Origin of the sequence: Calothrix anomala FACHB-343 (assembly GCF_014696435.1) — a bacterium.
Classification (GTDB): Bacteria; Cyanobacteriota; Cyanobacteriia; order Cyanobacteriales; family Nostocaceae; genus Aulosira; species Aulosira anomala_A.
The window spans coordinates 1-21,597 of record NZ_JACJQG010000061.1 but is presented as its reverse complement, the minus strand read 5'-3'; the positions used below and the strand labels follow the sequence as shown (position 1 = coordinate 21,597).

18 protein-coding genes are annotated in these 21,597 nt (G+C 41.0%); 5 read left to right on the top strand and 13 right to left on the bottom strand.

Annotated elements, in window-relative coordinates:
* Positions 1-4: 4 nt before the first annotated feature.
* Entirely contained in the window at positions 5-337 is a 333-nt protein-coding gene (locus H6G08_RS27580; RefSeq protein ID WP_190548878.1) for a CpeR family transcriptional regulator, read from the bottom strand.
* Between the two features lie 635 nt (positions 338-972).
* On the opposite strand from H6G08_RS27580, the gene H6G08_RS27575 reads away from it, so the two are divergent.
* Positions 973-1,662: a response regulator transcription factor gene (locus H6G08_RS27575; protein WP_096645554.1), complete on the top strand. Its 690-nt coding sequence runs from the start codon at positions 973-975 to the stop codon at positions 1,660-1,662.
* Between the two features lie 547 nt (positions 1,663-2,209).
* Here H6G08_RS27575 and H6G08_RS27570 read toward each other — a convergent pair.
* From H6G08_RS27570 to H6G08_RS27515, 12 genes are all read right to left on the bottom strand, one after another.
* Positions 2,210-2,578: a hypothetical protein gene (locus H6G08_RS27570; RefSeq protein WP_190548877.1), complete on the bottom strand. Its 369-nt coding sequence runs from the start codon at positions 2,576-2,578 to the stop codon at positions 2,210-2,212.
* Positions 2,579-2,861: 283 nt separating this feature from the next.
* Positions 2,862-3,248 (bottom strand): rod-capping linker protein CpcD domain-containing protein, encoded by a 387-nt coding sequence (locus tag H6G08_RS27565; RefSeq protein WP_190548875.1) that lies wholly within the window; start codon positions 3,246-3,248, stop codon positions 2,862-2,864.
* Positions 3,249-3,446: 198 nt separating this feature from the next.
* A complete protein-coding gene (locus H6G08_RS27560) occupies positions 3,447-3,926 on the bottom strand; it encodes a cupin domain-containing protein (RefSeq protein WP_190548873.1) in 480 nt (159 codons plus the stop codon).
* 204 nt (positions 3,927-4,130) lie between these two features.
* Positions 4,131-7,037, bottom strand: coding sequence for an NHLP bacteriocin export ABC transporter permease/ATPase subunit (locus tag H6G08_RS27555; protein WP_190548871.1), 2,907 nt, complete (start codon positions 7,035-7,037; stop codon positions 4,131-4,133).
* A 142-nt stretch (positions 7,038-7,179) separates the two neighbouring features.
* The gene (locus tag H6G08_RS27550; RefSeq protein ID WP_190548869.1) at positions 7,180-9,363 is read right to left on the bottom strand and encodes an NHLP family bacteriocin export ABC transporter peptidase/permease/ATPase subunit; all 2,184 of its coding nucleotides are present in this window, start codon (positions 9,361-9,363) and stop codon (positions 7,180-7,182) included.
* A 176-nt stretch (positions 9,364-9,539) separates the two neighbouring features.
* Positions 9,540-10,991, bottom strand: coding sequence for an NHLP bacteriocin system secretion protein (locus tag H6G08_RS27545; RefSeq protein ID WP_190548867.1), 1,452 nt, complete (start codon positions 10,989-10,991; stop codon positions 9,540-9,542).
* Between the two features lie 124 nt (positions 10,992-11,115).
* The gene (locus H6G08_RS27540) at positions 11,116-12,213 is read right to left on the bottom strand and encodes a cyclic nucleotide-binding domain-containing protein (protein WP_190548865.1); all 1,098 of its coding nucleotides are present in this window, start codon (positions 12,211-12,213) and stop codon (positions 11,116-11,118) included.
* A 195-nt stretch (positions 12,214-12,408) separates the two neighbouring features.
* The gene (locus H6G08_RS27535; RefSeq protein WP_190548863.1) at positions 12,409-12,693 is read right to left on the bottom strand and encodes a CTB family bacteriocin; all 285 of its coding nucleotides are present in this window, start codon (positions 12,691-12,693) and stop codon (positions 12,409-12,411) included.
* A gap of 384 nt (positions 12,694-13,077) precedes the next feature.
* Entirely contained in the window at positions 13,078-13,995 is a 918-nt protein-coding gene (locus H6G08_RS27530; protein ID WP_190548861.1) for a DMT family transporter, read from the bottom strand.
* A gap of 361 nt (positions 13,996-14,356) precedes the next feature.
* A complete protein-coding gene (locus H6G08_RS27525; protein ID WP_190548859.1) occupies positions 14,357-15,778 on the bottom strand; it encodes a sensor histidine kinase in 1,422 nt (473 codons plus the stop codon).
* Positions 15,778-16,155, bottom strand: coding sequence for a response regulator transcription factor (locus H6G08_RS27520; protein WP_190548857.1), 378 nt, complete (start codon positions 16,153-16,155; stop codon positions 15,778-15,780). The genes H6G08_RS27525 and H6G08_RS27520 overlap by 1 nt, the downstream gene beginning before the upstream one ends.
* 312 nt (positions 16,156-16,467) lie before the next feature.
* Positions 16,468-18,084, bottom strand: coding sequence for a mechanosensitive ion channel family protein (locus H6G08_RS27515; protein ID WP_390626334.1), 1,617 nt, complete (start codon positions 18,082-18,084; stop codon positions 16,468-16,470).
* 489 nt (positions 18,085-18,573) lie between these two features.
* Between H6G08_RS27515 and ahcY the strand changes: the two genes are divergently transcribed.
* From ahcY to H6G08_RS27495, 4 genes are all read left to right on the top strand, one after another.
* The gene (ahcY, locus tag H6G08_RS27510) at positions 18,574-19,851 is read left to right on the top strand and encodes an adenosylhomocysteinase (protein ID WP_190548855.1); all 1,278 of its coding nucleotides are present in this window, start codon (positions 18,574-18,576) and stop codon (positions 19,849-19,851) included.
* A 402-nt stretch (positions 19,852-20,253) separates the two neighbouring features.
* Positions 20,254-20,670: a XisH family protein gene (locus H6G08_RS27505; protein WP_190548853.1), complete on the top strand. Its 417-nt coding sequence runs from the start codon at positions 20,254-20,256 to the stop codon at positions 20,668-20,670.
* Entirely contained in the window at positions 20,658-20,993 is a 336-nt protein-coding gene (locus tag H6G08_RS27500) for a XisI protein (protein WP_190548851.1), read from the top strand. The genes H6G08_RS27505 and H6G08_RS27500 overlap by 13 nt, the downstream gene beginning before the upstream one ends.
* Positions 20,994-21,233: 240 nt before the next feature.
* A complete protein-coding gene (locus H6G08_RS27495; protein ID WP_190548848.1) occupies positions 21,234-21,554 on the top strand; it encodes a hypothetical protein in 321 nt (106 codons plus the stop codon).
* The last annotated feature ends 43 nt before the right edge of the window (positions 21,555-21,597 follow it).

Sequence of the window (21,597 nt, the reverse complement as noted above, 5' to 3'; positions counted from 1 at the left end):
CAACTCATATTGGTTGAGTAAATCTCGTCCGAAAACTTCCGCATTTCATCCAGTATTCTTTTAAGTCATGATGAGGAGTGTGCAAACTGGCTTTGACTCGATAGAGAATGACTTGACGATGATCGCCGATCCAAAATTTACCAATTGAGTCTACAGAAATTACTGTTCCCCCTAAAGCCGCAATACATTTACTAAATCTTTCTAGCGCTGTATAGTCTACAGTTTCAAAGATAAAAAAATTTCCAGCACAAATGACATGGCGGCTACGAATCCAGCTTTGTAACTTTTTTTCAGCAGTGGATGGTAGTATTCCAACGGAAGCGATCGCGAGACTCATACCATTTTGGATTTTGGATTTTGGATTTTGGATTTTCGTTGCTTGGGAAATTTTGAATCTGGCGAATCATCTCAGATCGAGTTTTCTGAAATGAGAAATTTTCAACAGAAAATTTTAGACTTGAGATGTTGAATTTATGACTGTCTGTACTCAGACTGTCTGAAACAATCTCGTATCATCATTTTGGCAATTGGTATGACAAAGACAATTGCATAAGTTATACCAATGCAAAACTAAAAATTAAGTAAGTAAGATTTCATTAGGAATTGTGAGTTGAGATTTTTTCCTCTTTCAAAGAATTTGTATTACTATTTCCTCCAGGCTTCTGCTAAATAATCACATACCGCTAGTAAGGAAACTGGTAAGAAAACGGTAAAGAAATCGGAAAGAATCACCAAAATCTATAAATATTAATATTCTGTGATATTTATTTGAGAAAATTAGTCACGAAATATGCTAGACGTAAAAATCCTATTTGATGTATGAAAAAAAGGCCAAGGGACAAGGAAGACAATGACAATTGTACAGACGCGATTCATCGCGTCTCTAACCATTGACTCACGAAGCGCAGTAAAATTATGGAGGGGATCTCAGGTCTAAAGACGCAGAATAGTCAAACGTAATTGCAATTTTTTATGAGGATTCTCCTGGTTGAAGATGATGTGCGCCTTGCAGAAACCTTGGCAGAAGCTCTAACCGATCAGCTATATGTGGTTGATGTTGTCCATGATGGAGAAGCCGGGTGGTATCAAGCGAAAACCTTAGATTATGATTTGCTGTTGCTGGATGTGATGTTACCAGAATTAGATGGTATGAGTCTTTGCCAGCGATTGCGATCGCATGGTTATAATTGGCCGATCCTCATGCTCACCGCCTGTGACACCATCAACGATGAAATTAATGGGCTGGATATGGGAGCAGATGACTATATAGTCAAACCAGTCGATTTACAAAAGCTGTTTGCACGAATTCGCGCCTTGCTACGTCGCGGATGTGTAACATCACCACCAATTTTAGAATGGGGCGAATTGCGTCTTAATCCCAGCACCTATGAAGTTAGCTACGGACAAACCCCGATTCATTTAACACCCAAAGAATACGGAATCTTAGAACTATTGTTACGCAATGGTCGCCGCGTTCTCAGTCGCCGTGTGATGATTGAGCATGTCTGGGCGTTAGAATCACCACCAGAAGAACATGTAGTTAAAGTTCACATTCGGGGTTTGCGTCAAAAGCTTAAAGCAGCTGGAGCGAATGAAGACTTGATTGAGACAATTCACAGCATGGGTTATCGCCTCAATCAACAAAATTACTCAGGTGTGTGACATACTCCTACACTGATTGTAAGCAATACAGTGTAGGCTTCTCAGCGACTCCCGGTATCCCGCGGACATTAACTGAGCTTTGTTTTAAGTCCACGAGAAGCCCCTCCGCAGACTATGCAATTTCTTACACCTCGGCTTCGCTCGGTGTAAGTCTGAGCGAAGCCGAAGACTTACCTTGTACCCTACGAATTTTACTGTCCTGGATGAGATGCTGGCTTGTTCGCACTATCGGACAAACCCTCAGGCAATTCGTATTAATCAAGATGTGCCTACTTACTTTTATGCTGTGCAACGGAGTCGCTTACCAATGATCGCAGTGCCACTGGGCAGAGGCTTATCAGACACCAATACGGGCGAAGTTAGCCAAAATAATTCTACCAGAAAAACAAGGGATCATGGTGACTCCTCACCGACCCCTTGTCCTGTCAAACCTTCGGCTTGAATTGCTTAGGGGTCAGTTCGTCGCCACCCAAAAATTCATCTCATCGCTTCTGCTGTCGCAGTAAGCGAGAGGCTTCTTTTTGTTTTAGCTAAATTTTGTTTCTAATTATTGACGTTTCCACGCCAAGTAACGATTTAAATCTTTGCTATTAGCCATATAAATCGCAATAACTGCGCTGAGAACTGCCATTATCAAACTACCGACAATGAGCAAACTGGATAATTTTGAAATCAGTGCTATCACCATTGTGACTAAAATCACAGTCAGGAAACTACAAATACCAATCATCAGCCATTTCGCCCATTTCTGTCCCTGGAAAACAAAATACATAACGCCAATTGTGAATAAGATACGTCCAATTGCCCATTTATCTCTGGCAATTGTTACTAGGGTAATATCTAAAAGACAAAGCACCAGAAACATAATAAATAATGTATTTCTGGCTTTTAATGCACCTCTATCTATCTGAAGCATAGTTATATAAAGCTAGAGAATCTATGTTTATTCTGACTAAATCTTATTACTTTTAGATGGCAAATTTCCCCTAATATTTGGATATTAGGGGAAATTAACACCCTATGTAATACAGCAAATTGAAATTAAAATTGTTAAATTCAAAATTCAAAATTGAAGATTTTGGATGAAAGCTGTACAATTGCAATTGCTTCAATAGCCAGTAATTTAATTGTATAGCTAATCCAAAATCCCAAATTAACTATGTGGATAATCTAAAATCCAAAATTGATTAATCGCTCGCTTACCACTCTTCTTTAAACGTATACTCTTCTGCGTGAGACACTGCATTAACCGCAGGAATAACTGCTTCTTCCAACTGTACTTGAGCTAAAGTTGGTATCTCTTCATGTGCCGAAGAAAGCAAATCACTGTCAGCGATTTTAACTAGTGACTCAGGGGAATCAATTGTTGCGTCTGAATGATGGGAAGGTGATAAAGTGACACGGGTAATTTTACCACCCTGACGATTGATGCTTTTAAGCGTTTGCGACAGACAATTATATGGAATTGTCTTCGTATAATGTGCCTTCCGCATTAACTCTCGATGACAACCCCCTGTAACTTCAATTGTCACTTGACGACTGCTATAGTCACTAAAATCGCCAGGATCAATGATTGTGCTTGCCATACAATAACCTTGAAATTAGATGCTGTAAGCAACTTATCATCAACCTGAATCTAGGAACAACCGAAGTATTTACTAATTTTAAGCGGAGAGAATCAGGAAAAAGGGACAAGGGAGACAAGGGGGACAAGGAGGACAAGGGAGATTAATAACTAATAACTAATGACAAATGACAAATGACCAATGACTATTGACTATTGACTAATAAGGCGTTCCATCTTTGTGGATGAATTTCCATTTACCATCCACAAGCAAAGCCTGAATATCATCATCAGGATATTGTCCTTCGTCTCCCGCAGTTCTATCACCTACTTCTAGGTAGACAACATCCTCAGTAGTTTCGTTAATCAGATGGTGCGCATTACCAGTACCAGCTTTGAAACCTGCACACATACCGGGAGCAAGTAAAGTATTTCCCTCATCTGTGCGTAGTGTGGGATACCCCTGTAAAATGTAAATGAACTCGTCTTGCTTGGTATGAGCGTGACGGAGAGAGGAAACAGCATTAGGTACTAAGCGTGTAAGATTTACACCAAAGTTTGTCAGTCCAAATAAGTCGCCAAGTGGACGTTTCTCTCTTCCTTGCATCCGGGAAGCGAATGGTTCAGGATAGTTAGAGGCTTTAGTCCTTGCGGGTACATCAGCCGCATTGATGGCTATCGGCCTTGTTTCTTGTGACATACAGGCTTTCCAATAGGGGACAATGTGTGCATACTACATTGATAGGAATCCGCTTTGATTACTGAAATTATTTGCGTAGGGAGGGAACAGGGAACAGGGAACAGGTAAGAAGGAATAAAAGTGTACTGAGTTTTTTATCCAAATCAAATATAAGTCCTATATTGACCATTGACTATTGACCATTGACCATTGACCATTGACTCATCATAATCTCTGTCTCTGAATCAATTGACTAAATAATCCTGGTTGCTGGGCGAGTTGGTCAAAGTTACCTTGTTGGACTAACCTACCATTTTCCAATACATAAATGCGATCGGCGTTGCGAATGGTACTTAGGCGATGAGCAACAACAATCCGGGTAACGTTCAGCTTTTCTAAACTTTCGCTAACTATCGCTTGGGTACGGTTATCTAAGGCGCTGGTGGCTTCATCAAACACCAAAATTCGGGGACGTAATGCCAACGCCCTGGCAATAAGTAACCGTTGTCGCTGTCCGCCAGAAAGGTTAGTACCGCCTTCGCTGACTACGGTATGCATCCCCATTGGCATGGTGGCGATATCATCGGCTAAACCCGCCATTCTCGCAGCTTCCCATGCTTCTTCCATTGAGATAACAGCATTACTGGAAATGTTTTCAAAGATGGATGCAGACATTAAGCGGCTGTTTTGCAAGACTACGCCTAATTGACGGCGAACAGCATTGACATCTAATCCGGACAGTTCTTGCCCATCATAATTAATACTACCGGATTCTGGCGTGTCAAATCCTAACAACAATCTAAATAAAGTAGACTTACCACTCCCCGAAGGCCCCACCAAGGCGATAAATTCTCCTGGTTCTGCCCGTAAGCTGACATCATCTAAGGTAAGTGCGCCATCTGGGCGGTAGCGAAAAATTACATGGCTAATCTCAACTCTGCCTGATAATCTACCTGGATCTGTTTTGCTACCGTCAACTTCTGGGGTAGCTTGTAGGATAGGTTGGGCGCGTTCCCATAATGGTAAAGCTTCTAAGATATCTACGGCGGTACTACTTAAGCTCGTCGCTCCACTAATAAATGTACCAAATGCTGCATTAAAGGCTAAGAATGTTCCCGTAGAAAAAGTTCCACCATGCGCCTGGGATTGTTGCAGTAAATTGGTGGCGAAGGCAAAAATTATCACCGGAGTTAAGGCGGAAAGAAGATTGTTCACTACTACCAAATTATCTTCGATACTTTGAGCGTCGAGCATATAGCGTAATTGCTGGCGATATTGCCCACCCCAGTAAGCAAATGCTCTCGGTTGTGCGCCATTAGTCCGAAATTTGGCGACACCGTTAATGATTTGTACCATCATCCCAAAGAGTTTACCTTGCATTTCTAGTAAGGGGCGGACTTTGCGGATGGTGAGAATACCGGAAATAATGGTGACAGCTATATTAATTAAGGCGACAAAAACAGCAATCAAGGCTAAGGAAGGACTGTAGTAAAACAGCAATCCTAAATTTAGCAGGGAAAAGAAGCTCGAAAATAAAGTTTTGAGTAATGTATTGCTGAGTTTTTGGCGAATTTGGCTAATAACGGCAACACGGGCGCTTAAATCACCGATGGAATATTGGCGGAAAAATGAAGCTTTGAGATTTAATAATTTATCCCAAATTGCCGCTTGGGTAGAAGTATCGGCAAAGGTTTCTAAGCGCATAATCGCTACGCCTTGGGTAAGTTGAAATAGGGTTGCGCCTAGAGTTGTGGCTACTAAACCAAAGGCGATTTGGTACAATAGCGATTTGTCGGCATCAGGAATGGCTTGATCGATGAGAATGGCGGTGGCTTGGGGTGTAATCATCCCCAATAAAGCGATCGCAATTCCGGTAAATAAAATTGTCGCTAATTCTTTAGAACGTCCTTTAAAGGCAAACTGTATTAAGTTCAGCACCTTGAGGTTTGCTGGTAAAGGACGATAAAATATGTAAGCGGTAGGCGATATCGTTGCAGCTATTTGGCGATCGCATTTTATCCGCTTTTGTTCTATCGGATCGATAATTTCATAGCGCGTCTCTGAGATGGGTAACAGTGCCACCGGGCGGTTATCTGCTACAGTATAAGCCAGTAAAGCGCCGCTATCCTGCTGCCACCAATTATCCCGCAAAGTGATGCGCCGGATGCGGATACGGGAAGCCCGCGCGATCGCATCTAAGGGATCGCGTACTCGGCGCAAGTCTTCTGAGTTAGCTGGGGGACGAATAGATATATCTAATACTTTTGCTACTGCCCCAGTCGCAAATAACAGTGCTTCTTCGGAGTCGATTGCAGGTTTTGTGGGAGATGTAGGCGTTGTGTCAGCATCAAAGATGTTAGCAAAGTTACCCAGAGTAGAAGCGATCGCTTGATTATTTAACCGTTCCCTGGCTTGAAATCTAGCTAACTCTGCGGTGTTGGCTTGTTGTTCGAGTTGGGAAATTGCTTGTAAAACAAATATTTGTAAATGATGTAATCCGGTTAATAATGTATGAGTATCGGCTAAATCTGTAGTAGATACAGCATCAATTTCAATTACATCTTGGGCTTGTAACCAGAGATATCCATATAAAGGAATGCGTCCAATTTCGGAAGTGATTTCTAAGCTATCTAAGCCTAATAAATTACCTTTTCCTTGGAGAATTTGCGCCCACACAACCATGTCGTGTGGTGCTTGAAATATTTCTTTTTCGCCTAATATAGTACATCCGGGAATGTTCGCAGGTGTGGGGATTTTTGGGGAGATAATTTCAGCAACGGATGAACTAAGAAGTTGTACCCAATTTTCAATTAATTCGGGTGTGGAAGTGGGAGAAAATTCGGATTTGGTAATTTGTAATAGTTCGGTTTCTTCTAAAGCAACTGCGAGGATTTGATAATGTCCGTTTGGGGAGTTTAATTGAGCGGAAAACATGGCTGCGCCAGCTTTGACGCTAAATAGATAGCGTCGTCTTCCTTTGGGTATACCATGTTGGAAGTTAATGGCGAAGATGGCGAGGGAACCGGATTTGACTAGCCAAATTGTTTCTGGGTTGTCGAGTAGTAGGGGGTCGTTATTTTTGAATATATATGATTCACTGAGTGGGTTGGTTTGATTTTCTTCAGATAGCATAAGTTTAAATATCTAGATAATAATTTATGTTTTAAACTCTTACCTCTGTGTTCTCTGCGCCTCTGTGGTTGAAAAAAATAAAAAATGAACCGCCAAGACGCCAAGGACGCCAAGAAAGGAGAGTTGTAGAGAGTTTTTGGGTTTAGCCTTCGCTTTTAATTAAGTCTAAATAATGTCCTTCGACTTGACTTAATTCGTCGTGAGTACCGCGTTGAACGACTTTACCACGACTGAGAACTATGATTTCATCGCAATCACGAATTGTACTCAAACGATGGGCGACAATTACGCAGGTACAGCCGCGTAAACGTAGGTTTTGATCGATGATTTTTTCGGTTTCTGCATCTAAAGCGCTGGTGGCTTCATCCATTAATAAAATTGAGGGATTATTGACTAAGGCGCGGGCGATTTCTAATCTTTGACGTTGTCCCCCACTTAAGTTACTTGCGCCTTCTAATAAGTCTGCATTATAACCGCCAGGAAGCGATCGCACAATTTCATGAACAGCAGCATCGCGGCAAGCTTGGATTAAGTTACTATCAGGAATGGTAGTATCCCACAAGGTGAGGTTATCGCGGACGCTACCAGCAAATAGCATAATGTCTTGTTCAATAGTGGCGATGGAGTTTACCAATATCTGAGGCGGAATTTGTTGTTTAGGTTGTCCATCGAAGTAGATTTCCCCTGCCCAAGGTTGATATAATCCGGCTACTAGCTTGGCGATGGTGGATTTACCGGAACCGCTACCACCAACTAAGGCGACACGTTGTCCTGGTTTGAGGGAAAGACTAAAATTTTCAATTAACGGTGGTGCAGTTCGGTTATAGCCAAAGGTGATGTTACGCAGTTCGAGATATCCTTCTAGTTTAGGGGAAACGACACACCAATCCCCCCTGCTCCTCTGCTCCTCTGCTCCCCTGCTGTCTTCCACCGGGTTGCGTAAGACATCATCTAGGCGATTTAAATTGCCTTCCAGTTCTTGTAAATCACCGCCTAAACTGATGAGTTGACTCACTGGTTGCATAAATTGCTGCATTAAGGATTGAAATGCAATTAACATCCCAATACTCAACCCCCCATTGATAACCTGGAATCCCCCGACAACCAGCAATAACATGGAGGTAATTCCAGATAAAAAGCTGGGTAATATTCCCAAACTCTGATTAAGATTGTCCATATCTTGACGCACATTGATGGCTTTGGCGTAATATCCAGCCCAACGGGTGAAAAAATCGGATTCTAAACCGGAAGCTTTTAGGGTTTCCATACTTTGCAAACCTGCGATCGCAACACCGCTCACTTTGCCTTGTTCCTGCATGAGGCGTATATTAGTATCAACCCGCAATCCAGCTACCCACTGCAAAGCTAGGAGATTGACAACCACAAAGGCAATACCAATCAGAGTTAATAGGCGATCGTATTGCCACATAACAATGGCATAAAAAATTACCATCACGGCAGAAATTACCGTTGTTGCTAGTTTACCAGAGAGGAGATTGGCGAGGCGATCGTTAAGTTGAATTCTGCTGCTAATTTCCCCAGCAAAACGTTGATCGTAAAAGCTTACAGGAAGATGGAGCAGATGCCAAATAAATTTACTCGACATTCCCATTGCTAATTTAATTTTTAGTCGTCGCAATAACTGTAATTGTAAGCGTGTTAATAATCCACTTAATAAAGCAGTAAATAACATCGCAAATATTAGCGGACGTAACCAATCATCTCGACCTTGAATTAATACTTCATCTACAAATACTCGCGAAAATGTGGGGATGGCTAAACCAGGTATTACTAATAAAAATCCCGCCAATACACAATAAATTAAAGACCAACCTGAACCGCGTAATCGTGAAGTTAGAGCTAAAACTAAACTTGGTTTATGTCCCCCCGATTTAAAATCCGTACCCTTTTCAAATACGAGAACTACCCCGGTAAAAGCTTCGCTAAATTCCCCTACAGAAACCGTCCTTCTTCCTGTCGCTGGATCGTTTAAATATACGCGCTGTTTACTAAAGCCTTCAACTACTAAAAAATGGTTGAAATTCCAAAAGACTATATAGGGACATTGAATTTGTTCTAACGCTGGTAAATCTGCCTTAAAACCTTTAGCTTGTAATCCGTAACTCCGCGCCGCATTTAAAATATTTGAAGCCTTACTTCCATCTCTAGAAATTCCACAAGCTTGGCGTAATTCTGCTAAGGGTATAATTCTGCCATAGTAACCTAAAATCATTCCTAAAGCTGCTGCACCACATTCTACTGCTTCCATTTGGAGTAATGTTGGTGTGCGGCGAATTGAAGGGATTTTATTAAATAAAAATTTCATGTTTTAACTAAGTGATGCAAACTCTCTTTCTATCTATTCTTCCTTGGCGCACTTGGCGTTCTTGGCGGTTCAATTCATTTTTTTATCTCACGCAGAGACGCAGAGACGCAGAGAAATTATGCAAGAGGTTTAATTATTTGGAATATAAGAAGATTAAACCTCTTGAAAATCACGAATTACCCCAATCCTGTCAAAGATTTGAAAATAGGTAATACAAAGGTAATCGGTGCGCGTTCTTCAACTGTAATCCTTACAGAAGTTGTGGTTCCTGCTGTAATTTCTAAGTCAGGCCCTTTTGATGAAGACCAACGATAGCTTTTATTAGTAGAAGTATCCGGTTGAAGTTCGCTAAAAACTGCTATTTGCGCTCCTTGACTCAATATACCTGGTAAAATATCAGGATTACCAATTAAACTGGCTACACCTTGCTGTGTTACGGGGAATGCAGAAATATTGGTTACCTTTGCTTCTATTCCCCCAAATTCTTCGCGTTTCACGGTAGAAGGTGTAACTTGTAAAGACATCCCCTGTTTAATTTTTTTACCTTCACTCACAGGTAAAAAAGTCACATTAACTAATTTCGCAGATTCTTCATTAGCTGCTATTGTCCCAATTCCTCCACCTGGTTCTAATTGTTGTCCTGGTTTGGCGGTAATCTCTAGAATCCTTCCGGTGTAATCGCTGACAATTTGACTACTGTTTTGTAATTGTAATTCTAATTGAGCAATTACACGTTGCGTTTCTTGAATCTCTTTTTTTCTGTTAGTAACAGTGGTGAAATCTTGTTCTTTTTGGGTTGCTTGACGACTTTCTAAAGCTTTTAATTGGGTTTGAATCTCATTAATTTGATTGAGATTATTCATATACTGACGTTCGGTATCAGTTTCCCTTAATTCCAATTGATTTAATTGGGATTTGGCTTCATTGATTTGTGCTTGAGCATTTTTATAGTCTTGCTCTGCTTGTAAAGCTGTATCTTGGGGAATAGCGCGTTCTTTAAGGAGATTTTTCCGATTTTGCCATCTTTCATAGTAAGTCGGTAATAATTCTTGTAAGGTGTGGATACGTTGTTGCAGATTGAGACGTTCGCGTTTCATTACAGTTTGTGTTTGTTCGCGTAACGCAGGGGTGAGAGATTGGACGATTTCTAAACTTCTTTGTAATGTTTGACGCTGTTGCTGAATCGCTATCTCTTCTAAATTAGAACGCTGTGTTTGCACTTGATTGGCGGTTTCATCTTGAAAACGTAACTGTGCTAATTTTTCTCGCGCTAGTTGCAATTGCTTGCGTAATTCAGCTTGATCGATAGTTGCAATCACTTGACCTTTTCTGACGCGATCGCCTACTTGCACATTTAAAGCTAAAATCCTTCCAGGGTTAGCCGCTTGCACAGTCACCACCTTACTGGGATAAATTAATACCCCCCTTCCAGAGACAACTATCGGGATACGCCCAAACACACTCCAAGCAGTTCCCACCGCTACCAAGGAACCCAGCGCCAGCAGCGAAAACCAGCGTTTCGGATTTGTTACCTTAATTAATTGATCGAGTTGTTCCGGCGAAGCAACCCTATCTAAAGCTTCCTGACGAAAAATATTCCGTTTCTGCGTATCTTGCTGTGTTACCATTTTTTCACCTTTATTTAGGGGCTAGGGGCTAGGGAAGGGGTGCAGAGGAAGCAGAGGAGGCAGAGGGGGCAGAGGGAGTAATAAAATAAATGCTCAATGCCCAATGCCCAATGCCCAATGCCCATCACTCAATCCCAATCCGTTTGAGCATCCAGTCAAACCGCGCTCCGGCTAACGCCACTTGTGAGAGAGAATTAAGATTAAGTTCGTTAGCGTAGGATTGGTCTAAGGATTGTCCGCTACTGTAAGTCAGTCGCCCATATCCTAAGCGTTGAGCGATCGCTTGTTGTTTATCCGCTAACAAAATCCCCAACACGCGGTAAAATCGAGATGCAAAGCCGACATCATGCAATAGTTTTGCTGACAATCGCCACTTAGGAATTGATAATACTCGTGAATTCCGTATTGTCCTCACTGTCACTGCTGGCGGTTGGACTTCAATAAATGGGGTTTCGCCCACAATATCGCCCCGCCATAATCGGGCAAATTCCTTTTCTAAGACTTGATTTTGGCTATCTTCTAAATTAGAAAAAGCTCTCGTTAAAGGGTTAATTTCTCCTGTCGCCGCATTTAACGCCACAGCCCCATCAAGTAAAATATGTAACGCTTCTATAGGTCTACCGCCGCGAATTAAGATAGAACCAGCCGCAAATTGTTCGACTCTTCCCGCCGCAATTAACCAATCAATATCAGCATCCTGTAACTCTGCAAACACAATCAACGCTTCCCGCAGTTGTGATTGACTCAAAACTACCGTACTGTTCCCCAGTTGATTCATCATTTGCTCTAGACGATTGGCTAACAGCACTGCACTAGCGCGGTAGAGATGCGCCGCAAAACTCAAATCTTGTTGTAGTTTTTGGATTAGCTGGAATTTGGGAATTGTTAATACCAAAGATTTGGTTTTCGCGCTCACAGTAGTTGCAGGTAGATAAGTTTCAATAAAGGGAATTTCCCCTACCATCTCCCCACTAGATAACCGCGCAATTTCTCTTCCGGGTAAAGTCCCACCTTCTAGCACTGCAAAAGCACGTCCCAACGGATTATTATCCGACTGATTTAGTGAAACTGTCAACGCACCATCAAGGAGAATATGGAGTGCATCCAAGGGTTGATTTTGTTGAATTAAAACCTTTCCCGGCGCAATTTCTGCTTGACTTCCTACCGCCAACATCCAATCTATATCTTCATTACTAAGTTCTTTTAATAGATCCTCTGCCATTGATAAACTCCCTATAAATCAACGAATGGGAGAAAAATTCTGCAACCTTCACCCCTAATTTCTCATTACTCAACCGTCAACACTTCGACACTATGTAGGGGCGGGTTTACCGAGATTCGGGTTATAAAAGCGAAGATATTTGTAAACCCGCCCTTACCACAGTCAACAGTCAACAGTCAACCGTCAACACTCCTCTCATTTCCTACCAAAAAGCTTGGCGAAACCACTGACAAAACTCAGCGCATCGCTAACGGAACTAAAGCCCAAACCGATAAATTGAAATGCTGAGGAAGATATATAAGAAGAGCTAAAAAGAGAATTCCTGCTGTTTCTGCGAGAACTCCTGCGGTTAACGGAAAATATATCTCTTTGTTCAAAAGTTGAGCCAGATAGATAAATATCGATTCCACCTGAGACTGCGTCGAGTTCTTCTGGTGATAACTCAATCGGACTATTATTTATATTTGTTTCATTAGACATTCTTTTATCCTGGGGAATGCTGCTGAAACTTAGATATTTCCGGGGGGGTGGAACTTATGCAAAATGCTAGACAGCCTTTGGTATAGCTTTGTTTAGCGCCTCAAGTCTTCCAGAGAAGCCCCATCTCCTCATCTCCCGTTCCCAAGCTGTGAGACGATGGAATTGGTCACAAAGATCATTTTTATTGCGCAATTATATCTGCAGCAATCGTCAAAAAACGCTCATCATCAAAAAAGTCATAGTAGACGAGCAACGCTTGCCTACCATTTTCTCTTACCTTCACTTAATTAACAGCTAGATTTTACAGCGAATTGCAAGTTGGTGAGGTACAGATAATCGTTGATTGTAGGGGCATTGGCACTGCCATGCCCCGAAGCGCGTACCTCATTTACCTGAAATATGCTGTAATCGTAAACAGCCGCTAAGATTGAAAGCAACTGAGCCAATTAAGATGACAAATCCCATTAATTGAGTAGGTACAATTGATTCATGGAGAATTGTCATATTCAGAATGAGGGCAAATAGCGGAGTTAATAATGCGAGCATTGAACATATTTGTGTTGAATTGAGATGCAATGCTTGATTCCAAAGTAAAGTCGCAATAATAGAAGTAAATACTGCTAAATAGATAATACCCAACCATTCAGTTATGCTTAATGTCCATGTCAACCCAAATGCTGGGACTAAACCGAGTAAAAACAACATACCAAAGCCATTAAACAGAAATATTCCTACATGCGCATCAAATTTTTTATGCTGAATTAGCACGCAGAAAAAAGCCCAAGTTGCAGCAGCGATGAAGGTGGCGAAAGCCCCAAAATTTAGTTGAATACTTAATAATTGATTTTGGGTAATCAACAAATATACTCCCACAAAACCAGTCATTAGCAGCAAAATTGATTTGTAGGATAAGCGTTCGTGAAACCAAAAACCAGCAAAGAGTGTCATCAGCAGTGGATATATATAAAATATCCCCACTACTTGGGAAGCCGGTAAAAGTTGATAACCTTTTAAGCAGGAGATTGGTTGAATTCCTGAACCCATAATTCCCGCAATTATGAAGAAAAACTGCTGATTTTTCCATTCTTTGTAGAGAATGGGCAGTTTTTTTTGCATAACAATATAGATACCAAGAATGCAAGTAGATAATAAGGTAACATAGAATGTCGTGGTGAAACTATCAACATTTGATAACGTTAATTTGACAGTTGTACCCATTGTTGACCAAATTAAAATAGCCAACAATGCAGATAAGATACCTCGGAAACAGAAGGCAGATTTTTTCAAGTTATAAACCGTCATAATTATTGACTTATTTATGTAGCTACTTTCATAAGTCAAGATTTCCCAACGGTCAATAGTTATACTACTGTTCTTTTGCCTCAACTATTAGCAAACTCAGCAATAGTATATCTAGGTAAGCGTTGCTCACCTTACATATAGCAATCCTATTTGATATGCAAACAAAAGGGACAAGGAAGATAATACCAATTGGAAAAAAGAAGGCGACAAATGGTAGGGGCACTGGCACTGCCATGCCCTTTAGAATATTTTGATATGTCGCAAGATTATTTGAATTGGTATAAGTATTTATAATTCATTTAAGATTGCTATATAACTAATTATATATATATATATATGTGTGTGTGTAAATCTCTGATTTTTAGCCTTTTAAAGGCAAATAAATCGTAAAAGTTGCCCCTTGATTAGGAATGCTACTAGCTGTAATACTACCTTGATGAGCTGCGATAATTCTTTTAGTAATTGCTAACCCCAAACCATTACCGCTACTTTTACGAGAAGGGTCTGTAGTATAAAATTGCTCAAAAATTCGGGGTAAATCGTTTTCTTTAATCCCTTTTCCTTGGTCTTGAATTTGAATAATCGCTTGTTTTCCTTTGCTGTATCCAGAAATCAAGACTTGAGAGTTAGGGGGTGAATGTTTAATCGCATTATCCAATAAATTAAGAATCGCTTGTAATAATCGCTCTGGATCGGCTTCGATCGGTAAATTTTCTACCTTCACTTCCAAAGAAATTCTCGCAGTTTGCATTCGCGGTTCGATTGCATTGACCGCACGGTTAATTAATCCCCCCAGGGGGATGATTTGCTGTTCGAGTTTGGTAACTCCTGCTTCTAAACGTCCTAAATCGAGGAGATCGTGAATTAAACGAGCTAAACGTTTGATTTCGCTGTCGATAGTGAGAAAAAAGCGATCGCGTAATTCTGGTTCTTCATACGCTCCCCCTTTGAGTGCGTCTACTGTTACCTGAACATTACTTATCGGGGTACGCAGTTCATGGGAAACATTGGCTAAAAACACTCGCCGTTCTTGATCTAAAGACGCTAACCGCTCGCTCATGCGATTAAGTTCGGCGGCTAATTGATCTAACTCATTATTCTCATGAATCGTGAGTTTATCGCCAAAATGTCCGCCACCTAAGCGAATAGCAAAGTGCTGCATAATCTCAATCGGTTTGGCGAGACTACGCGCGAAGCGACTGCTAATAAAAGCACATAGTAAAATGGTGATTCCTAGCGTACCTAAAACACTCCAAAATACCCGCGCAAACTGTCGCTGAAATTGCTCCAGCGTCATCGACATGCGCAATACACCTAAAAATTGACCGTTGCGTTCAATTGGTCGAGCAATATAGAGTCTGTCTTGATTGGATAAAACTCCTTTGGCGATTCCTTGATCTACGCGATTTTGGAGAGCTACGCGCATTCCTGGAACCCGATCCCAATCTTTCACTTGAGAGTCGAGCTTTGGATCGGATGTAGCAATTAGCTTGCCTTCTTGAGTGAAAACACGCAGAGTAACATTTTGCGGTGCGCCATACCGCTTGACTAACAACTGCACTCGATTAATATCTTTTTCTGTGAGTGCATCTGCAACACTTTCACTTAAAGCACCCGTCCAGTTATCCAAATCAACTTGTCGCATTCGCATAAAATAATCAGCGAATGACCAGAGAATATAACCGGCTAGCAGCGATGTACCAAAAGCTGTCAGCATCAAGTATGTGCCTAACAGCTTGGCATGAATGGTGTTTAACTTAATTCGGGAAAAGAAGCCCTTCATTAAGGCTTGTCCTCGTCTGAACGACGACGCAACACGGCTTTGATGCGTGCTAGCAATTCGCGAGTATTGAAGGGCTTAGTCACATAATCATCAGCTCCAGCTTCCAAACCCCAAACTTTATCTACATCCTGATCTTTAGCTGTGAGCATAACAATAGGCACATTAGAGAAGGCACGAATTCGCCAACAAACTTCCATACCACTAACTTCAGGAAGCATCAGATCTAACAAAATGATATCTGGTACTTGCTTGTGGAACTGTTTGATTGCATTATGCCCATCAACGGCTGTACTCACTGTGTAGCCTTCTTTTTGTAATGTATATGTGAGACTGTCGCGCAGAGCAGCTTCATCATCCACGAGTAAGACATGTGGCATTTGCGATTTTGAATTTCAAACGACTTTTTGTATTTATAATTTGTCGGCTCTTCTGTATCTCTGCCATCCTTCTTAAGGAAGAAGAAAACTGCCACCTAGCTTAAAAATAGGGGCTAGGGGCTAACTTGAAACATTAGGGGAGCAGGGAGTAATACCGCTTCACTTTAAAAATGATACACATAGGCAAGCAGAGGGGCAGAGGAAGCAGAGGGGCAGAGGAAGTGATTTGTATCAGTAATTTCGTGAATTGGTATAAGGGGGATGAATTAAAGACAATCAGGGTACAAGATTTTGTACCTTTACCAGAAATAGTTAATTTACTTTGCCATTCTCCTGAAGTTGCTGCAATTGCACATCGTTAATCCAAATTGCTTGTTGAGGTACAGGAATCGTAATTCCAGCTTCATCAAAGGCGATTTTGAGACGGCGACGGTATTCTCTGGCTACATCCCATTGTTTGAGAGGCTGGGTTTTAATCCATACACGAATAATTAAACCGCGATCGCCAAAATTATCAACCCCTAAAACTTTTGGTGTCTCGACAATTTGATGTTGCCATATCGGATCTTCATCCATATCCATAGCAACAGTACTAATTAACTGCAAAACCTCGTCAATATTGGCTTGGTAGTCTACAGGAATGGTTAAATCGGCTCTAGACCAACGGCTAGAAAGATTGGCGACGATTTTAATTTCACTATTGGGAATGGTGATTAATCTTCCTTCTGAATCGCGGACTTGAGTCATCCGCAAATTCAAATTCTCGACTAAGCCGCCAACAGTACCGACGTTAATCACATCGCCTAAGGCATATTGGTCTTCTAGGATAATCAAAAAGCCGTTAATCGCATCTTTAATTAGGTTTTGCGAAGCTAGAGAAACTGCTACACCCACTAAACTTGCACCTGCTAATAAGGGAACTACATCTATTCCCAAGGCGACTAAGGCGAGGAAAAAACCAACGATTACACAGGTAATAGTGGCAATACTTTTAGTTACACCGGAAAAGGTAGAAACACGTAATTGCAAGCGTTCGGAAGTGTCCGAATTAAATAAAGCACCACTGTTAATGAGGGTGGAGGTAAAGCGGTCAATTAGCGCATAACTAAAACGAATTACTACATAAGTTCCTAGCGCCACAATCCCCAATCTCAGGGGAATTTGGGCTGCTGAGAGAATTCCTAACTGCAGAATTCTGGTGTAGGGAAATAAACCCAAAATTGTGAATGTACCACCGCCCCAAATTCCCGCTTGGGTTAGCTGAAACAGACGTTTTTTAACTTCGTCTAAATGCCGATATTGTTGTTGATTTAGTTGTGTGGTAATTTGTTGCGTTTGACGCGAAGCCGGAAGGCTCAAATGTATGGCATTTTTTTGCGACCGACGCTGCCAACGATATACACCCCAACTAGCAGCCATCATTGCTAAGGCGATCGCAGCTGCTATTTTACCTTGGTCAATTAAAAATTGCGTGTTCCGCTCTTGCTTTGCCCTTTGAAAAGCATCTTGCAATGTATCTGCAATTTGATTGGCGCTCAGAGTTGCATCTTCCTCTCGCAGTCTGGCGTCTTCGGAAGTGACAGTCATGAGATATTGACCGTTAATGGTAATTACAGGCACATTGTTGGTATTTTCTACCTGGACATTAATTGACTGTGCCGAGGAACGCAGATAACTTTGGCTAATTTCATTCAAGTTTTGTTGAATATTTTGCGATCGCTCTGGGAAATTGGTTCTTGTTGCTGCTATCTGAAACAACCTGCGACCGTCTAAATAGATCCAGCCACTGACAATTTGATTGTTTGAATCTTTACTTACACTACTAGGAGTTGGCAAGTTCGGTAAAAAGGGAATTTGAGCTGTAGCTTTGGGGACTGAGACAACAGCGATCGCCATTGAACTCATCAGCGCCAAAAATTTCAAGCGCACTCCAAAACCTCCTTGCTAAACATCTTCTATGGAATACCCGCCCAGTTATCCTCCACAATAATTTTAAGTAAATGTACCTATCTAAAGTTGAATTTGTCTCTTGGGATGAGATATTTTTGAATTTCAGGAAAATGTATCTTTAGGCAGATGACATCATACTTTGTTTACTGTGGGCAATAACTACAGGAATTTTGGATATTACTCCGATCCAGGATAAAGGAAAAATGAAAAAAGTATAAATTAAATATCCAGTACATATACTCATAACTGGCAATAGCTTCCTAATTCAAAAATTCATATTTAGTAGTTGATAAATTCATCTTGCTACATCTGTTTTCAGTTGACAGAAACCCAATCAAACGTCAAGCTAGTTCAGAGAACCCTCGACTAGTGTTTGGTGATGACAACCAAAAATTGCGAGTCGTGGAATAATCTATTAGAGTACGTAAAGGTTACGTACCTTTTTTGACTTTTTAGAGGACATTTTTGATGACCGCAACTTCTCCCCGATTAAAGCACGAGGTTAAAGACCTCGCCCTAGCTCCCTTGGGAAGACAGCGTATTGAATGGGCTGGACGCGAAATGCCAGTTTTACGGCAAATCCGCGATCGCTTTGCTCAAGAAAAACCCTTTGCAGGGTTGAGACTAGTGGCTTGTGCCCACGTTACCACCGAAACTGCACATTTAGCGATCGCCCTGAAAGCTGGTGGTGCTGATGCAGTATTGATTGCTAGTAACCCCCTATCAACTCAAGATGACGTAGCAGCTTGCTTAGTCACCGATTACGAAATTCCTGTATTTGCGATTAAAGGCGAAGATGCGGAAACTTATAACCGCCACGTGCAAATCGCTTTAGACCATCGCCCCAACATTATTATTGACGACGGTAGCGATGTGGTTGCGGATTTGGTTAAACACCGTCAACATCAAATTGCTGATTTGATTGGTACCACCGAAGAAACCACAACCGGAATCGTGCGCTTACGCGCCATGTTCAAAGATGGCGTTCTTACCTTCCCCGCAGTCAACGTCAACGATGCAGACACCAAGCACTTTTTTGACAACCGCTACGGTACAGGCCAATCAACCCTAGACGGAATTATCCGCGCTACAAATATCCTGCTAGCTGGTAAAACCATCGTTGTAGTTGGTTATGGCTGGTGTGGTAAAGGTACAGCACTCCGCGCCCGTGGTTTAGGTGCAAATGTCATTGTTACCGAAATTGACCCAATTAAGGCAATTGAAGCCGTAATGGATGGCTTCCGCGTCCTCCCAATGGCAGAAGCTGCACCTCAAGGCGATTTGTTCATCACAGTTACAGGTAACAAACATGTAATTCGCGGCGAACATTTCGATGTCATGAAAGACGGCGCGATCGTTTGTAACTCCGGTCACTTTGATATTGAACTTGACCTGAAATACTTGGCATCTAAAGCTACAGAAGTCAAGCAAGTACGCCCATTCACTGAAGAGTATAGATTACCTAGTGGTAAATCAGTGATTGTACTAGGCGAAGGTCGCTTAATTAACCTCGCGGCTGCGGAAGGACACCCCAGCGCCGTGATGGATATGAGCTTTGCTAACCAAGCTCTAGCTGTGGAATACCTAGTCAAGAACAAAGGTAAACTTGAACCCGGTTTACACTCAGTTCCTAGAGAAGTAGATGAAGAAATTGCTCGCTTGAAATTACAAGCGCTAGGAATTCACATTGATACCCTAACAGCAGACCAAATTGAGTACATCAATTCCTGGACTTCTGGAACCTAAGCTTACCCTAAAAATTTAGGGTGGCAAATATAACTTAGTTTTTGATTGGGATGGGCAAGTTGCCTATCCCATTTTTATGGCGTTTCGAGTGTCATTTATCAGTTGTTGAAAAAATCTAGTCGAATACTCTATCCCTTTGTATAGGAATCCGGTTTGAATTTTGAATAAAATTAGGTACTTGTAGGGTGCGTTATGACTTCAGGCTAACGCACCAAACCTCTGAAAAACGGTGCGTTACGCTTCGCGGTAACACACCCTACGTGTTTTTCAGAAATCAAATATGATTCCTATAGATGGTTGTTAGGTATTGAAGCCTTGCTGATTCTAGCTTTGAGATATAATTGGAATAATATGGCTAATAATTATGCACAGCGTTGCAGTTAAATTAAACTAAATATTGCTATGCCAGCAAAAGATATCTTTCACGATGCAGTTAAAAATGCACTTGAAAAAGATGGATGGATAATTACAGAAGATCCCATATATTTAAATTTTGGTGGAGTTGAAATTTATATCGATTTAGGTGCAGAAAAATTAATTGCAGCTGAGAGAGAAGGAGAAAAAATAGCCGTTGAAATCAAAAGTTTTATTGGCGGTTCGGCAATTTCTCAATTTCACACAGCTTTGGGACAGTTTATTAATTACCGAACTGCGTTGAGTCAAGAGGAACCAGACAGAGAATTATATTTAGCTATTCCCAGCATCACTTATGAAACGTTTTTTAAACTTGAGTTAGTGCAAATCGTTATCCAGTCTCAAAACCTCAAGCTGCTGATTTACGAACCAGAACAGGAAGTGATTGAACGATGGATAAAATAGTCGAATATCGGGAGATTATTAAAAAATTGATTGTAGATTATGTTACTGAAGCTACAACCAAAGATGATGTAGAAAGACAAATGATTTTTGATACAGAACATGACCATTACCAATTAGTAAATGTAGGTTGGCGCAATCGCCATCGCGTTTATGGTTGTGTGCTGCATTTTGATATTAAAAATAATAAAATATGGCTGCAATATAATGGTACAGAAATTGACTTCGCAGAAGAATTAATTAAAAATGGTGTACCAAAACAAGATATTGTCATCGGATTTCATTCACCATTTATGCGTAAGTTTACAGAATACGCTGTTACTTAGGGTTTCAGGAAATTTAATCTTTCTTTGATAATTGAAAGTTGCAGATATAACTTAATTTTTTATTGGGATAAGCAAGTTGCGTATCCCATTTTTTGTGTTACTACTGTCCAATCTAATTGTCCAGCCTAATAAATATTAACCATTAGCAGAACCGTCGATAATACTTAGAGCGGATTTGTGATTCTGTGGATGGTTATGGGCAAACTATATTTATAGTGCATCATAAATAGCTTTTAGTATATGCCAGAGTATTTATTTTCTCAATTTCACAGGAATGAGTTTGAAGCTTTACATAAAGAATTATCTAAAGTTTTTAATATTACACAAGGTCAATTGCAAGATTGCTATGAAGTAATGCAGCAATATTTTAAAGGAGAGAGTAATTCCAGACATATCCCATCCCTTCCCAGAAATATTTTTTATTCCTGTGAGAAAAAATTTCAAAAACGCTATGAAGAAGCTTTTGTTATTGGAGTGGATATTCCAAGCATCCTAGACAGGACTTACGCAACTGGCACAGGCGATCGCCTACGGCACTCTTGCCGAATCCCCAAAAACTAAACGATAAACATGGGAACATCTGGACGTTTTAGCTGCTGAATTA

Bases quoted from the DNA above. Each gene is read 5' to 3' on its own strand.
- H6G08_RS27580 (WP_190548878.1), bottom strand. From the start codon at position 337: ATGAGTCTCGCGATCGCTTCCGTTGGAATACTACCATCCACTGCTGAA.
- H6G08_RS27575 (WP_096645554.1), top strand. From the start codon at position 973: ATGAGGATTCTCCTGGTTGAAGATGATGTGCGCCTTGCAGAAACCTTG.
- H6G08_RS27570 (WP_190548877.1), bottom strand. From the start codon at position 2,578: ATGCTTCAGATAGATAGAGGTGCATTAAAAGCCAGAAATACATTATTT.
- H6G08_RS27565 (WP_190548875.1), bottom strand. From the start codon at position 3,248: ATGGCAAGCACAATCATTGATCCTGGCGATTTTAGTGACTATAGCAGT.
- H6G08_RS27560 (WP_190548873.1), bottom strand. From the start codon at position 3,926: ATGTCACAAGAAACAAGGCCGATAGCCATCAATGCGGCTGATGTACCC.
- H6G08_RS27555 (WP_190548871.1), bottom strand. From the start codon at position 7,037: ATGCTATCTGAAGAAAATCAAACCAACCCACTCAGTGAATCATATATA.
- H6G08_RS27550 (WP_190548869.1), bottom strand. From the start codon at position 9,363: ATGAAATTTTTATTTAATAAAATCCCTTCAATTCGCCGCACACCAACA.
- H6G08_RS27545 (WP_190548867.1), bottom strand. From the start codon at position 10,991: ATGGTAACACAGCAAGATACGCAGAAACGGAATATTTTTCGTCAGGAA.
- H6G08_RS27540 (WP_190548865.1), bottom strand. From the start codon at position 12,213: ATGGCAGAGGATCTATTAAAAGAACTTAGTAATGAAGATATAGATTGG.
- H6G08_RS27535 (WP_190548863.1), bottom strand. From the start codon at position 12,693: ATGTCTAATGAAACAAATATAAATAATAGTCCGATTGAGTTATCACCA.
- H6G08_RS27530 (WP_190548861.1), bottom strand. From the start codon at position 13,995: ATGACGGTTTATAACTTGAAAAAATCTGCCTTCTGTTTCCGAGGTATC.
- H6G08_RS27525 (WP_190548859.1), bottom strand. From the start codon at position 15,778: ATGAAGGGCTTCTTTTCCCGAATTAAGTTAAACACCATTCATGCCAAG.
- H6G08_RS27520 (WP_190548857.1), bottom strand. From the start codon at position 16,155: ATGCCACATGTCTTACTCGTGGATGATGAAGCTGCTCTGCGCGACAGT.
- ahcY (WP_190548855.1), top strand. From the start codon at position 18,574: ATGACCGCAACTTCTCCCCGATTAAAGCACGAGGTTAAAGACCTCGCC.
- H6G08_RS27505 (WP_190548853.1), top strand. From the start codon at position 20,254: ATGCCAGCAAAAGATATCTTTCACGATGCAGTTAAAAATGCACTTGAA.
- H6G08_RS27500 (WP_190548851.1), top strand. From the start codon at position 20,658: ATGGATAAAATAGTCGAATATCGGGAGATTATTAAAAAATTGATTGTA.
- H6G08_RS27495 (WP_190548848.1), top strand. From the start codon at position 21,234: ATGCCAGAGTATTTATTTTCTCAATTTCACAGGAATGAGTTTGAAGCT.